Below are 15582 nucleotides of genomic sequence, written 5' to 3' on the forward strand. Positions count from 1 at the left end.
TAGGATTAAAGGATGATAATGAATTTTAGAGATTTTAAAATTGGTTGGCGTTTGCTAATCAAGGAACCTAGTTATTCCGCCATCGTTATTTTAGGCTTGTCAGTTGGTGTCGCCGTCTGTTTTCTATTGTTGGGTTTGGTGCGCCACCAATTCAGTTACGACGCTCACATCGCTGAAAATGATCAGATTTATTACGCGAAAGAGCGTTGGAACATCGAAGGCTTTGGTGGCTGGAATTCCGGCACCAGTTTTCAGGCTAGGCAAGCCATGGTCGAAAGTGGTCTGCCCTTGATCGCTTCAGTCTATTCCCCACAGTCGATTGATGTACGTTATGGTGAGCGTGTGCAATCGATAGAGATAAGCTTGGTCGATCCGGATTTTCGTAAAATTTTCGGCATCAAACCCTTAGTCGGTGATCTGGACGCCGCCATCAAGCGACCAGATGCGATGGCCTTGACCGAAGCAACAGCCATTAAGTTATTTGGCAATACGGATGTGGTTGGTAAAACCTTGTTAGTAAATGGTGACACCTTTACCGTGACCGCACTTCTGGCAACGCCACCTGCGACGACTACCCGGCCATATGCGGCTTTAGGTGGGATAAACAATAAAGCTTGGGATAAGGAAAGGCAGAAAAACGCGATTAATAATTGGGGCTCAACCAATGGTACGGTTTTTGTCAAATTTCTCGGCAATGTCACGCCACAACAGGCGGTGACTGCGATTGAAACAGCGTACAAAAAATCGGCTTTCTTCGATGAGTTTATTAAGCCACTTCTCGCTGCCCATAACAATAATCCCAACTTGCTTGAATTTAAGCTAGACAAGTTACGTGTCCAAAATCTAGATCCAGATAGTCGCAGATCGGCATTACAAGACAAAAAAATGTTAGCGGGCTTGAGTGCAATCGCCATCCTTATTTTAGCTTTGGCGATGACAAATTATTTGAATCTGGCGACGGTGCGCGCCTTACGGCGACAACGTGAAATCGCCATGCGTAAAGTATTGGGTGCCAGTTCCGCTCGGGTCCTGCAGCAATTCTTTAGCGAATCTATATTGGTTTGTTTACTGGCCTCTGGGTTCGGCTTGCTGGTTGCATGGATGGTTTTACCCAACTTTTCAGACATGGTTTCTTTGGATCTGAGTGGTATGTTTAGCTGGTCTAGTGTCACTATCTGTTTATTAAGTAGCGTCCTGCTAGGAATTGCTTCCGGTGCCTACCCCGCCTGGTCCGCTTTGAAAGTGTTACCTAGCGCTGCCTTATCCGGTCGTGGCAATGCAGAAACCGTTGGTGGTCTCAGAATGCGTCGCCTATTGACGGTCTTGCAGTTTGGTACGGCTATGGGATTAACGGCGACGGCGATTGCTGTGACCTGGCAGACCTATTATGTGAGCCATCTCAATCCTGGTTTTGATCCCAAACCACTGCTGGTAGTTAATACGCCCGAGGGCTTACAATCCGCGAATGGTCGAGCATTCCGCGACGCGGTGGCAAGAATACCCGGAGTCACCAAAATATCGGCTACCAATAGTTTAATGCGCGAACTCACTAGCGGTGATTCTGTACAAAGAGAAGGTTCTGCGCCGATTAATTTGCGTTGGTTATCGGTGAACCCAGATTTTTTTAATGCGCATGAAATTCAAGCGAAAGCTGGACGCGTATTTGATCCCAATGTCGATCAAATTGATAATAAGAAAATCACCATACTCAATGAAAGCGCGGTGAAGAGACTGGGTTTTAAAAGTAACGAGGAAGCTGTTGGGCAATTTCTCAAGTTAAGAAGACAGAACGCACAGGTTATCGGCGTGGTTCCTGATGTGAGAAACGCTGATCCTCGAAGTCCGGCACAAGCTTCGTTTTATTTTTTGGAATCGTGGGGTGGTGTGTTCACGGTTCGTACTGAGGGTAGTAAAGAGCAATTGCAAACAGCGATTGAAGCCATGTGGGACCGCTATTTTCCGAACGCGATGCTACGTATGAATACCATGGAAAGTGAATTCTCAGAACGTAATGCCTTGGACATGCATGTGGCACAATTATTAGCCGCTGCTAGTGTGATTACGATTGCGATTGCAGCGTTTGGTATCTATGTATTGGCGGCGTATAGCGTGCAAAGACGTTCGAAAGAAATTGTACTCAGAAAATTGTATGGTGCCAGTAAAATGGCGATTGCCAAGCTGGTTGGGCGTGAATTTATTCTCCTGATAGGAATTGGTGCACTGTTAGGCTTGCCGATTGCCGTCTACCGTATCCATCAATATTTGGCGGAATTTCAGGATCAAGCACCGATAGGCTTGTGGACTGTGTTTGGTGCATTGCTCATCGGTGTGATTGTCGCATTACTGTCCACGCTGCGACATACCATCGCGGCAGTTCGTATTGCCCCGGTAAAAGTGCTGCGCGATTAGCAATAAACATATGGGCCATGAAAATGAGTGCATCGCCAGATGTGCTCATTCTGCTTTTTGTACTTTCGTTTTTAATGATTTAGGAATTCCCTTATGGCTTTTCAGGAAATAGCTGACCACACCAAAAAAGTGATCGACATTGCGATTGATAAATCGCATCATCCTACACATGATCGGTGGCACAAACTCAAAGAGATCGCTTTAGAAATTGCCATTATTGTGTTCGCGGTGAGCCTGAGTATTTGGTTGCATGGGATAGGTGAGCACAAACACGAGCAACAGCAAGTGCGGTCTTTCTTACTGGGATTAAAGCGCGATTTGCGCGCAGATATCAATCAGCTTTATATCGTGATGAACGAAGACCAACAGCGTCAACAGCATTTGCAGTATTTGTTGGATCTACCTGCCTTAGCCAAGACAGATGAAGCCAGCTTCGACCAAGCCTATGCCGCAATCACGAAGAAGCATGCGTTTACACCATTGATGAGCCGCTACGATGGTTTCAAATCGAGCGGAAAACTGACCAATATTGAAAACAATGTATTGTTAGAGCGAATTACGAATCTATATCAAAGTCATTTATCGATACTCCGTAGTACAGAGCAAAGCTGGATGCAGCAACAAATGAGTTTACAAACCTATCTGGAAAATGACTTCTCTGGTGACGACGACTTTACTCATCATTATCAACTGATCAGTGCACGCAAAGGAAAGCGGCTTGCAACGCGTCTATTAGATAGAGAAAAGCTAATAGAAAGCTATCGCAGCTATATTGATCTTGGCACTGCCATTATTAAGGACATTGACGCGACTTATCCCGGCAATGAAGAATCGAGTTTTTTCTCACAGAAGAAATAGACGCGGTTTGGGATAAAGAAGATTGCCTGGGTTTAAATCGTCACAATAAACTGCGCCCCACCTTGTACCCGATGTGCATAACGCACAGTGCCGCCATTGCCTTGTACGAGTTGTCTGACCAAGGCTAAGCCTATGCCACTACCACGTTCTTTGGTTGAAAAAAAAGGCGTGAAAATTTGGGCGATTAAATCGTCGGGAACCCCGGGGCCGTTGTCACTAATTTCTAAACGCATGCGACCGCCTCGGGTCAATTTGGCATGCAAGCTCAGTTCCGGTTTCAGAACATGAGCGGTCGCTTCTTCGGCATTTTTGATGAGATTAATTAATGCTTGTTCCAGCTGATTGGGATCGGCCATCACGCTCAGATTAGCAGGTTCACACCGTATGTGCACTTGTCCGCCACGTTCGCTCCAACTCTTGATTGTCAGTGTGTATAAGCGCGCCAGCAAGTGATCGAGTTCTATCAGCTCGGGATTGGCTGCCGGTACATTCGATAAGCTGCGATAGCTGCTGACGAAATCAGCCAGGCCAGTCGCACGACGGCTGATTGCATCGAGCGCCATGTGCAAATCTTGATAATCGAGCGCAGGCAATTGTGACTGGTTTTCTACCAGTAAATCGCTGGCGGTACGTGATAGTGAGGCCACCGGTGTGAGTGAGTTCATGATCTCATGGGTTAACACGTGTATTAGTTTGAGCCAGGCATTTTGTGCTTCTAATTGCAATTCACTTTCGACTGGCATCAAGGCGACGATGATTTGATTACGGTCACCAATGGAGAGACTACTGCAAGACAATAGCGCACGCTCTATGCCTTGTTCTGTTTCAAATAATATGACGCTACGTTTGCCTGTTTCCTGTTCTTTGATCTGAGCAAACAGTTGCGGCAAATTGCTGGCACGCCCCGGCGCGATGAGGCGGCGCGCATTGCCATTGATCGCTTGCACGCTTCTTTCTTGTCGACTGTCTTCTATCGCAAACAAGGCTATCGGTGCATGTTCTAGACGACTATCGACCTGCAAAAATTGTTGTTGCAATTGCGTCTGAGTAATTGGCATATGGGGGGCAATTTCCGCGACGAGACTGACTCTTTGCTTACTTAGTTGATACAAATTTTGCCCAAAACATAGTCCGCCGACGAGACCGATGATCGCACTTAACACCAAGAGCCGGGTCACCTCGACGATTCGTGGATCGCTCAAAGCGTAACTAGCTATAGCGCTTGCCAGCAACAACAGCACGACGCCCAAGATACAAAAAATGAGCAGTGTTTGTTTGCCTTGTTGCTTGCTTGTGGAAAGGTCAAAGTCCATATTTTTCTAATTTTCTATACAAAGCTGCGCGGCTCAAACCGAGTAATTTTGCCGCTTGACTGATGTTGCCATTGGCTTGCGTCAACGCGTTGCTGATGGTGTCTTTTTCAAGTTCGCTCAATTTGAATTGTTCAGGTGAATCAGGCGCGATGCTGTTTGCTGCGATGGATTTTTCATCACCGGCCAGCGGTCGCGCCGTCGCTACATCTTTCGTCTCCATGATCCCAAAATCAGCATACTGATAATGGGTTTGCCTACCCAAAATCACCGCTCGTTCACAAGCATGTTTTAAGGCGCGCACATTGCCTAGCCAATGACATGCGCATAGCTGTTGCATGCTAGCGGGATCAACTTGCTTGGTGGGTTTTTGGTATTGAGCCTCAAAAATACGCAAATAATGCGCCAACAATTCAGGGATGTCCTCAGCATGCTCACGTAGAGCAGGCACCCGCAACACGATGGTATTTAAACGAAACAATAAATCGCTGCGAAAAATCTGAGGATCAAACAAACTGACTTCGCGTAAATTGGTCGCACTGACAATACGTACATCAATTTTTTCGGGTTTATCCGCACCGACAGGCGTGACCTCGCGGCGTTCTAAAGCCGTGAGTAATTTGGCTTGTCCGGATAAAGGCAAATTGCCGATTTCATCGAGAAATAAAACCCCGCCCTTGGCCGCCAGAAAACGCCCCGGCCTATCTTGTCGCGCATCGGTAAACGCACCACGCCTGTGACCATAGAGTTCACTCTCAAAGGTAGATTCGGGAATGGCTCCCATATCGACCGCAAGAAAGCTGGCGTTTTTTCGCGCCGAGCAAGCATGGATGGCACGCGCCACCAATTCTTTGCCAACGCCGTTTTCACCCAATATCAACACATTCGCTTCGGTCGGTGCGATATGGCTAATCATGGCACGTAATTCACGCATCGCTTGCGATTGCCCCATCAACATCGTAAGGGCGTCGGTATTGGGGAGATTAGGTTGACGACATGCCAGTGCTGATTCTATCGTGGCCAACAAACGTGCATTATCCCAAGGCTTGGTGACGAAATCACAGGCACCACGTTTCAAGGCTTCGACAGCTAAAGGCACATCAGCATAGGCGGTGATGGCGATCACTGACGGGGCAGGCTGTTGTTGGCGCAATAAATCTAACATCGCCAAACCCTCGGCACCATCAGTGCGACCCGCAGTGAAATTAAAATCGAGTAGTACCAAATCAGGTAAGTCTTCTTTCAGCGCCGCCGCGACTTTACTTGGATGATTGATCACCATGATCTCACCATAACGTCGGCGCAACAACATTTGCGCAGCGATCGCAACATCGGGATCATCGTCGATGATCAATAAACGTGGACTTGTGGACATGGTAGCTGAGGTTTTAGCATTGGCCACAAAACGGGCAAATGTCGAGGTGATAGGCGAAAGGGATTCATTCTATCTGCGCCTTACCACACTCGCAATAGACAAATAGTCGCCATGTTCAGCCTGCCATTAAAAACCTTGCGGGTGTCCGATATTGAACAAGCAAAGTGTTCAATATCGGACGATATTTTTATGTCTGTTGTCTTATCCAAAGGCGAACTACCCTGCCAAATGGATGGCATACTATTTGCTGCATTCCTTGCAATACAAAAAAATAAATGGGAGCGGCGATGAATCTTGAACCCGACCAGCGAATTGACAGGCGCAGCGATCGCAGACTACTCGGGCGACGCGCAACACGGAGAGTGCGCTTTATCGTGATCGTTATCTGTGCGATCTTACTCAGCGGTGTTACATATCAGTTTTGAAAGAGGGAACCGAGTTGTCTAAAGAATTGAATAAAAAATTGAACAGCTCAATACTGATGTACGGAGTCGTTGCGGATCAGTATGAACAGCAAGTCATTTACAGATTTTCGCCCAGCTTTTTTGCGCCTCGGGATTGTGAGGTTTGAAATTATCATTGACCGCCAAGTTCATTGAACTGAAACCCATTCGCATTCTGGATGCAATTGTTTTCAAATAAAGTTTTGAATATGCACCCTAATTGCTAAGAATCATGTAGAAGATCCACTGCCCGCCAATACGCCATTTCTGTTTTGACCGGGTAATTTCGCGGCTAGAAATTCTAGCTTTGTGTTCGACGACTATCAGCTAGTCTTGGCACATCCTACTTTGTGGCGATCTCTCACTACTAATGTTTATTTCAAATTGTTGGTAGCAGAAATTTTGGCTAATGATGCGTTAATTTTATTCATCACGGCGGGGGCTACATCTTTACTGCAAATGATGTAACGATCTAAGCCTGGTGGCATATCTTGCATATCGAGTTGAGTCAGCTCATTCAAATTACTTTCAGTCGCCTGCAAATAATGCCAATCCTCGCGATCTATCAGCATGAATGAGGCGCGATCAGCGTGGATCATGCGCGCCATAATCGCGGGTGCGGCGCTGCTGCGTACGATATGGTTCTTACTTTGTTTGAACAGCCCATCTAGCATTTCTCCATAGGAAACGCCATCCACAATGGCCAGACTTAATTGTGGATCTTGCAGCAAACTGATCAGGGTCTTATGCGCCTGTACCCTATTCAAAGCCTTGGCACCGACTATGAGAGTATGAGGTGGGTCTTTATGGAAACTTTGGCTAAATTGTACCAATGCTTCACGGCCGGGAATTTTGTACCAGCCAAAAGAACAGTAATTGGGAATGCCGTTAGAAAAATTATTCCAAATCCTTTTGGCGGGCTCTTCTACAAAACGTACTTTGAGTTGCGTGTCGGCGAAGACTTGTTTGGCTAATTCAAGCAATGCGCCTTTCTCTTTGCCATTCTCTATGTATTGATGAGGAGGTTTCTGTCGCCAAGCCACCGTGATGCTTTGGGCATGAAGTGGCGGTATCGTTAGCAAGTTCAGGCAAATCAGAATGAGCAGCGATCGGTGAAGGAATAGCATAGGAATCCTTGGATCCGTTGTTAACACTCAAATAGGGAGATGCGTACCGGCCAAAAACGGTGATCAGACAGCCTGTTTCATTGTACTAGTGAAAAAAAAGCGCGCAACATCGGGCGCGCTTTTTTTACGGGACATCAATTTTTATGGTGTAAAAAACTCACATTGACGAAGTTCGCAACGAGCCTTTAATTCGCGACCATCTTCACAAGCGATGCGATAGACTTCGACGGTGCCTTTTTTATACAGTAAGCCGGCGCCTTTCGTTGACTGGCAACTATTTTGTTTGGCCATGCGCTCGACGGTAATAGAGGAGACGCCTAGCTCGAAAGGGATTTTTTCAATTTTCATCTCAGTTGAATTGCTCTGAGCTAGCGTGCTTGATGCCGTTGGCGTTCCAGTGCCGTTCATAGTGCCAACTTGTGGCGAAGCGCTGACGGCAGCGTTGCTCGTCGTCTTTGCAGTATCAGGACTAGTATCAATTAACTGGGATTCTCTGACTCCAGCCTGGCCTTGCGTCGCATCGACCAGTTGCAATTTTGAGCGGGCGGATAATAGCCCCATCTTTACTTCTTGCCAGACGTAATAATTTTTACCTGCTTCAGTGACGAGATCCAAGCTGGAGTCATTTTCTGCCTTGGATACTAAGCTGTGCTTGCCCGGCGCCAGCTTTAATGCGAAATAGGTCTTAGAGCTTGTTTTTCCGATTTCCTTGCCATCCACTTCTAACGCCATGCGTATTGCGGCACCCATAAATTCATTGCGATACACATATACGGTGGCTAGCTGAGGATGGGTAGCGAAAGTTTTGGCTCTGGCATCGTCATTAGGGCTGGCCATTTTGATAGAAGCGCATCCAGTAAGCAGCCCAAGACTAAGAAGGGAAGTAATCGTAAGAAATTTAAATAGACGCGCCATGTTGTTCCTGTAATTTGTCTGCAAATAATAAAACTTAAAGAGTGCAGCTATTTAAGCAAATTCTTGGCACTTAGAGAAGAAAAAAATGCGCTAAGCCGCGTCAATGTGGGGGAATTGGCAGATTTTGCTGAAATACGACTGAGCTTCGCTTAGTAATCAGGGATGGGCGTAAAAAAAGCGTGCATCAGTGTGCACGCTTTTACCTAGTCTGATTCAGACTTAAGTCAGTTCGCGAGCCGGTAATAAGCGGCCTTCGACCTCGCCAAAACCGATACGTGGTGCGCCGTCTTTTTGTGCCCAACCACGCATGATGATGCTGTCGCCGTCTTCAATGAAAATACGCTGTTCGCCATTACTCAAGAGGATAGCTTTTTTGCCACCTTCGGTCAGTTCTAATAAAGACCCTGCTTCCTCTGGCAAAGGACCCGATTGCGTGCCGGAACCCAAAAAATCGCCGGCGCGTAAATTGCAACCATTGACAGTGTGATGGGTCACCATTTGCGATACCGTCCAATAAGAATGACTGAAGTTCGACAGAGACAGTCGTTGTGCTGGAGTGCCGTCTTGACGCATTTTTTCTGTCAATACCAAGACTTCCAGTTGGAGGTCAAAGGCGCCAGTATTCCTTAGATCGGCATGGTCCAAATAGGGCAATGGTTGTGGATCAGCCGCATCGCGTGTCCAGCCTTTACGGTAGGGCGCTAAGGCTTCTAGGGTGACCACCCAAGGGGAAATCGTGGAGGCAAAATTCTTCGCGAGGAAAGGCCCTAAAGGTTGATATTCCCAGGCTTGTAGATCGCGTGCGGACCAATCATTGAGTAAGCACATACCAAATACATGTTGTTCCGCATGGGCTATATCAATCGCTTCCCCCAAGGCATTGCCCTGACCGATGAACACGCCAACTTCAAACTCATAGTCCATACGTTTGGCTGGTGCGAATACTGGCGTGGTCGCGTTGGGTGGCATGGTTTGACCGATAGGACGGCGGAACTGTTGACCAGAAATGCCTATGGAAGAAGACCGGCCATGGTAGCCAATAGGCACCCATTTGTAGTTGGGAAGTAGAGGATTATCTGGGCGGAATAATTTGCCGACAGCAGTAGCGTGATGAACTGAAGTGTAGAAATCGGTGTAATCCCCAATTTGTGCTGGCAGTGCGTACTCAGCATCAGCCTGCGCTACCAAAGTTGCGTGTAAGCCCGCTTGCGCCGAGGCACCTTCACGTAAGGCGTGCGACAAAGCAGCGCGCACTGCGGAGGACACAGTATTGCCCAAGTCCATCAACGCATTTAATGAGCTTGCTGATAAAGCATGCGCTAAACGCGCATCCATGATGGTGGAAAATACGCCAGCTTGTTGCGCTAAACTCAGATCCAGAATCTGGTCGCCAATAGCGACACCAATACGAAAATGTTCGTTGCTATCGGCACGGCGAAACACGCCAAAAGGTAGATTCTGAATCGGAAAATCCGTATTGCCCTCGTTGGCCGAAGCGACCCAGCTACGTAATGCCGGATTATGGGTGTCGTTAAGTTGTACTGACATAGTGGACTTTCTTTGCAAGATAAAATACAGAACCGCAGAAGCGCAAAATACATAGAGCTTTGCTTAAAGCTTACTCTACATTTTCTAAGCTACTACGGTCAAATTGTTACATAAGATTCATTTACTTTTGTGAGGGATCGAAATTCTTTTTAATTCCCTGCCAGCATTGGAAATAATCTGCTTGCAACAAAGGCGACTCCATCGCGGCGCGGGTCGGCTTAATGATGGTATTGGTTTCTATCATGAACGCCATCGTATTGTCGACCTTCTGTGGCGTACTGGTGTCGATAATGCTGGCTTTTTCAAAGGTAGGCGCATCGGGGCCATGTCCACTCATACAGTTGTGTAAGCTAGAACCACCGGGACGGAAACCGCCAGATTTAGCATCGTACTGACCATGAATTAAACCCATAAATTCACTGGCGATGTTGCGGTGGAACCAAGGCGGACGGAACGTGTTTTCTGCTGCTAACCAACGCGGTGGAAAAATCACAAAATCGATAGTGTCGACGCCCGGCGTATTACTCGGTGATTGCAAGACCAAAAAGATAGACGGATCAGGATGGTCATAACTGATAGAACCTATGGTATTGAAATGACGCAAATCATATTTGTACGGCGCCATATTGCCATGCCAGGCAACGACATCGAGCGGCGAGTGGCCGATTTTTGCACTCCACAAATTACCGCTGAATTTGGCGACGAGTTCAAAATCGCCTTCGCGATCTTCGTACCATGCGATCGGTGTTAAGAAATCACGTGGATTGGCTAAACCATTGGAACCGATCACACCTAAATCAGGCAGTTTTAACATCACCCCAAAATTTTCAAACACATAACCGCGTGCTTCACCATCGGGTAAGTTCACTTGAAAACGCAGCCCACGTGGAATCACGGCGACCTCTTGCGGCTCAATATCAATCAAGCCGAGTTCAGTCTTAATATGCAAACGACCTTGCTGCGGAATGATGAGTAACTCCGCATCGGCATCGTAGAAAAATTTATCTGTCATATCGCGGTTTGCCGCATACAGATGGATGGCACAACCGGTTTGTACATCAGCAGAACCATTACCAGCCATGGTCATCCAGCCTTGGATAAAATCGTTTGGTGTCGTCGGCATTGGCTGCGGATCCCAACGCAATTGATTGGGGGTGCTCGGTACTTGTGCGAAATCATTGGTCAAATTGCCACTATCGATTTGCACAAAAGGCTGATGCATGGCCGCTGGGCGGATGCGATAAGTCCAGGTGCGGCGATTGGCATGACGAGGGGCGGTGAATGCGGTACCAGAAATTTGCTCGGCATATAGGCCGTAGGCGCACTTCTGTGGTGAATTTTGATTGAGTGGCAAGGCGCCTGGCAGGGCTTCAGTAGCAAATTCGTTTGCGAAACCGCTCATATAGTGTTGGTTCATTTTTTATCCTCAAAAAAGCTTAAAGCCTCTTAACTCACGGTCACGGAGGCAAGGAGAAATGTAAGAGGCAATAAATTGAGTCTTGAATTTCTCTGTATTGTAAGAATTTGAATCGGTCTTAATCAGATCAGTAATGTAGTGCAATTTCTGCATTTTTACGATATAAATACTAAAATGAAGCTCATTCACAATATCAATAATGGGTGGTTGAGAGAGAATATGATAGAAGCTAAAGATATAGATTTAAACTTACTGGTGGTCTTTCAGGAAGTGTTTCAAGAGCGGCAAATATCTAACGTCGCACGCAAGCTCAGTTTGTCACAGCCCGCGGTGAGTAATGCCTTGGCGCGTTTGCGCAAGACTTTTAATGATGAGCTATTTGTACGTACATCACAGGGTATGCAACCGACGCCTTTCGCACAGCAACTAGCCGATCCGGTGGCGGCAGCCTTACTTAATATAACCAAGGCACTTAATCAGCAAGATGGGTTTAATTTATCCAGCAGTAGGCGACACTTTACGATGGCGATGACGGATGTCGGTGAAATGCATTTTATGCCGATTTTGATTGAACAATGTCGCCGTTACGCCCCGCAAGTACAAATCTCAACAATCCGTGCCAATAGCGTCGATCTAATGGCAGAAATGGAAACCGGTAGGATAGACCTGGCGATAGGCGCTTTTGAATCCATGTCCGGCGCCTTGTATCACCGTCGTTTATTTCGGCAAGACTATGTGTGTCTGTATCGGCAACAGCATCCGATTTTGAAAGAGGGCGTATCAGTAAAAGACTTTCTAAGTGCTGAGCATCTGATTGTGTCGACCAAAGAAAGCCCCTACGACAAGATTAATCATAGTTTAGAAAAGGCAGGCGTTAGTGCCACAGCACACTTTACTGTGCCGCATTTTTCTTCAGTGCCTTATATCCTCAGCGTTACGGATCTGGTGGCCACCGTACCGCAAAAGCTGGCGCTTAGTGCCGCCAAGGCTTTCGGATTAAATTTCACAAAACCGCCGATCAAGTTGCCAAAGTTACAGACGAATATTTTTTGGCACCGACGTTTTGCACAGGATGAAGGCAATCTCTGGTTACGTAATCTTTTGGTCCAGATGTTTTCAGAATAGGCACGCTAAAAAATTGAAGACATCTGCTTAAGTTAGTGCTTGAAAACTCAGTAATTCTTCTACTTTGAATACAGGTCAATAATGCCGCTGATTCCATCCTGGCAGACGCGGCAGAATTTCTCACTGCGGTCAAACATCAAGCACTGCATTTGTGAACGATAATAGCCTTGCGCTTCATAGTTGGCTCCTTCAAAGGCACCTATACTGTGATAGTGAGGATCTTTAGAAAATAGTTGGGTGGATTCGATCAAGTCTTTTTTAAACAAGGCGCTCATTTCTGATTCAGGGCGATTGTTTTTTCTTAAGTCTGCACGTATCTTTTGGTAGGCTCGTGAGGCCTCCTCATAACTTTCTTTTGGCCATTTTGTAGGTAAATTTGTGCCCGCTTTGACATGCTGTTTCCATTTTAATTGACTGGGGTCTTTCAAGGCTGTGACATTCGGTTCCCATGGCTCTTGTTTAATTTCGCCGCCAGTTTGATAGGCGACCGGCGAAGTGTAGTACTCGTCTGCCAGTCCAGCGAAATGATGTCCGAATTCATGTACGAACAAATAATTAGCCCAGTCATTGCCTGCCGCCGCAGTGGAGAATTGTCCAAAAATACCGCCACCGCCATAGGTTTCGTTGTTGACTAATATCTCAATAAATTCGTAAGGCGCATTTTGTGCGATGTCGCGCAAAGCGCGATTGTCTAAGGTCAACACGTAACGTTCACTACCAAAAATATCATAACGCGCACCGAGGCTGGAAGCACGATATTGTCCGGTTGAAGGACGAGATACGCCGGATTCCTTAGTTGCCACCGCCAGTCCCCAAATATTGAAGTCCTTCGCCCTTTCTTTAAAAGGAGAAACCGTGAATAAATATTGGCTCATGCGTTTGGCGTCGGACGCAAATTTTGCCATCTCTTTTTGTGTGTAGCCATCGCCGATGATGAGTAAATCGACTTTGTCTGCAGAGTTGCCACTGACATGTATGGGAATAGGCTTAAGCTTGGATTCTGATTGCTTCTTAATGACATCTTGTGCATCGGTATCGATATCGACACTCCATACTGTCTGAAACTGATTCTTATCATTGCGTTTTAAAACGCGGAGGTTGACCGGTTTGTTGGGCTTAGGAAAACGCAGTGATTCTTGAAAGCCCCGATCTAACTTCGTTGCTTCTTCGGTGCTTTGCCATTCGCCAAACACCGTAGAAAAGCCGCGCGAATAAAGCAGTTCACCGCTTGCTTTGTCACGCACCTCAAATAAATTAAGGCCGCGATTCGTGTGATCAATATTTTTCTTAAGATTGCCTGGCCAAGGCAAGGGTTCGATTAGCACACGATCTAAGGCATAGTGCTCTTGTTTTGCATTGCCGCTGTGTAGGTAATCGACACGCACGGTTGCTGTTTGTTGAGCGTAGGCCACTTGTGTGATGAACAGTAAACCAGCTGTAAGCATTCTTCTAAGATAGTACATAGTTCCTCCTCCGATTTTTTTGCTTGATTAATGAGCATCTTAACAGAGTCGATTTGGCAAGTCCTATGAAAAAACTTAATGAAGATGTATGACGAAAAAAAGCGTGACTGTTGCCAGCCACGCCAGGAGGGGAACTAAAAAAGAAGTAGTTACAAAAATTTTACTACAGGCGTTTTCTGAATTTTATGCTGCCTGCAATTGATCAACAGGGCCTACCGAACGCAGCGTTTCACCATCTATCAAAATGCGGCGTGGCTTGTGCGCTTCAGGAATCTCACGTTGCAATTCTATGTTTAACAGACCATTATCTAAACGTGCGCCCACTACTTTGACATGGTCCGCCAAGCGGAAACTATGTTCAAAATCGCGTGTCGCAATACCACGATGCAAATACGTGCCCTGAGTCTCAGGTTTTGCTTTGCGGCCGACGATTTTCAATACATCACGCTCGGTTTCAATTTCAATCTCACTACGGTCGAATCCAGCGATAGCCATACTAATGCGGTATTGGTCTTCTGTGACCAATTCAATATTGTAAGGTGGGTAACTCGGTGTTGCCTCGGCACGTTGTGCCTCATTAAATAAATGAGCCAAACGATCAAAACCAATGGCAGAACGATAGAGTGGAGAAAAGTCAAAATTACGCATGATATATATCCTTATAAAGTGAAGCGATATGTGGTTTAAGAAAATTTGCAGACCTCACTTGAGCATCTGCTGATACCGATATGCAGATGGGAAAAAGACTTTTCAAGAGAAATTATTTAAATTTTTAGGGGACTTGAAAGCGGTCAATCCATCCCCAATTCAATTTGTTTTTTTGGGGGCTAGGAGAACGAAATTACTTGAATTGTTAAATTGTTTTAAGCTTGGTACTTGCGACTAAGTAGTGGCTAGTTAGCGACCTAATGAATTAGATCAATTTCAGTCTATGCAAAAAAAAGATTTAGAAAATATTTGAAATTCGTGTCAACAGATAAAAGATGGGCCTCGTTATTGGAGTACGCAGCAAGCACTGCGAATCAGCAAGAAAAAAATGCAGCACCGGATTAGTACTTACTTTTATGTAGCTCAATTTTGCAGTTCAATTTACAGGGAATTTATCATGAAAAAAATCGCATTGACATTCGTTGCAACAGCAATTTCTTTTGGCGCAGCTTTGGCACACGCTAATCAAACGCCAGCAGCGCCAGCAAAACCAACGGCAACGCAAGCTGCAAGTGCACCAGCAGCAGCGTCCGCTGCGGCAAGCGTAGCATCTGCTCCTAAAGCAGCGGTGAAAGCTGAAGCAGCGAAAGCAGCGAGCGTAGTAGCACCCGCGCCAGCCGCAGCCGCAGCAGTTGCTTCTACAGCGGCTAGCGTACCGGCGGCTGCAAAAGTTGCAGCTAGCGCCGATGTCAAAGCGGCGACTGCGCCTGCTAAGCATGCTGAGAAAGCAGTTAAAAAGCACACCGAGAAAGCAGTAGAAAAAGCAGCGGCTTCGGTACCAGCTACACCAGCGAAATAATCTGGTCTTTCGCAAAATAGAAACGGCGCTTCATGCGCCGTTTTTATTTGTATTACGTTTGCTGATAAGTAATTTGCATTCTGAA

At 46.4% G+C, this 15582-nt stretch carries 12 protein-coding genes; 4 read left to right on the forward strand and 8 right to left on the reverse strand.

Annotated elements, in window-relative coordinates; all coding sequences use genetic code 11:
• The first annotated feature begins 18 nt into the window (after positions 1–18).
• Positions 19–2409 carry an ABC transporter permease gene (locus AC1RR2_RS07115; RefSeq protein ID WP_493221598.1) on the forward strand — a complete coding sequence of 797 codons (2391 nt, stop codon included), beginning with the start codon at positions 19–21 and terminating at the stop codon, positions 2407–2409.
• Between the two features lie 93 nt (positions 2410–2502).
• Positions 2503–3267, forward strand: coding sequence for a DUF6090 family protein (locus tag AC1RR2_RS07120; protein WP_493221599.1), 765 nt, complete (start codon positions 2503–2505; stop codon positions 3265–3267).
• A 32-nt stretch (positions 3268–3299) separates the two neighbouring features.
• On the opposite strand, the gene AC1RR2_RS07125 is transcribed toward AC1RR2_RS07120, so the two are convergent.
• The 6 genes from AC1RR2_RS07125 to hmgA form a co-directional block, all read right to left on the reverse strand.
• Positions 3300–4580 (reverse strand): sensor histidine kinase, encoded by a 1281-nt coding sequence (locus tag AC1RR2_RS07125; RefSeq protein WP_493221600.1) that lies wholly within the window; start codon positions 4578–4580, stop codon positions 3300–3302.
• Positions 4570–5952: a sigma-54-dependent transcriptional regulator gene (locus AC1RR2_RS07130; RefSeq protein WP_493221601.1), complete on the reverse strand. Its 1383-nt coding sequence runs from the start codon at positions 5950–5952 to the stop codon at positions 4570–4572. Before AC1RR2_RS07130 ends, AC1RR2_RS07125 begins: the two co-directional genes overlap by 11 nt.
• An 817-nt stretch (positions 5953–6769) precedes the next feature.
• Positions 6770–7522 (reverse strand): transporter substrate-binding domain-containing protein, encoded by a 753-nt coding sequence (locus AC1RR2_RS07135; RefSeq protein WP_493221602.1) that lies wholly within the window; start codon positions 7520–7522, stop codon positions 6770–6772.
• A gap of 141 nt (positions 7523–7663) precedes the next feature.
• Complete coding sequence (locus AC1RR2_RS07140) at positions 7664–8359, reverse strand: DUF2846 domain-containing protein (RefSeq protein WP_493221603.1); 696 nt, start codon at positions 8357–8359, stop codon at positions 7664–7666.
• A 297-nt stretch (positions 8360–8656) separates the two neighbouring features.
• A complete protein-coding gene (fahA, locus tag AC1RR2_RS07145; protein WP_493221604.1) occupies positions 8657–9985 on the reverse strand; it encodes a fumarylacetoacetase in 1329 nt (442 codons plus the stop codon).
• Positions 9986–10106: 121 nt separating this feature from the next.
• Positions 10107–11402: a homogentisate 1,2-dioxygenase gene (gene hmgA, locus AC1RR2_RS07150; RefSeq protein ID WP_493221605.1), complete on the reverse strand. Its 1296-nt coding sequence runs from the start codon at positions 11400–11402 to the stop codon at positions 10107–10109.
• Between the two features lie 219 nt (positions 11403–11621).
• Here hmgA and AC1RR2_RS07155 point away from each other — a divergent pair, with 219 nt between their 5' ends.
• Positions 11622–12527 carry a LysR family transcriptional regulator gene (locus AC1RR2_RS07155; protein ID WP_493221706.1) on the forward strand — a complete coding sequence of 302 codons (906 nt, stop codon included), beginning with the start codon at positions 11622–11624 and terminating at the stop codon, positions 12525–12527.
• 59 nt (positions 12528–12586) lie between these two features.
• Here the strand turns inward: AC1RR2_RS07155 and AC1RR2_RS07160 are convergent, their stop codons facing one another.
• Positions 12587–13990, reverse strand: a complete 1404-nt coding sequence (locus AC1RR2_RS07160; protein WP_493221606.1) for an IgA Peptidase M64 — start codon at positions 13988–13990, stop codon at positions 12587–12589.
• Between the two features lie 183 nt (positions 13991–14173).
• Positions 14174–14638 carry an Hsp20 family protein gene (locus AC1RR2_RS07165; RefSeq protein WP_493221607.1) on the reverse strand — a complete coding sequence of 155 codons (465 nt, stop codon included), beginning with the start codon at positions 14636–14638 and terminating at the stop codon, positions 14174–14176.
• Positions 14639–15095: 457 nt separating this feature from the next.
• Between AC1RR2_RS07165 and AC1RR2_RS07170 the strand changes: the two genes are divergently transcribed.
• Positions 15096–15497, forward strand: coding sequence for a hypothetical protein (locus tag AC1RR2_RS07170; RefSeq protein ID WP_493221608.1), 402 nt, complete (start codon positions 15096–15098; stop codon positions 15495–15497).
• The last annotated feature ends 85 nt before the right edge of the window (positions 15498–15582 follow it).

Source organism: Undibacterium sp. GW821-FHT11H02, assembly GCF_058808015.1.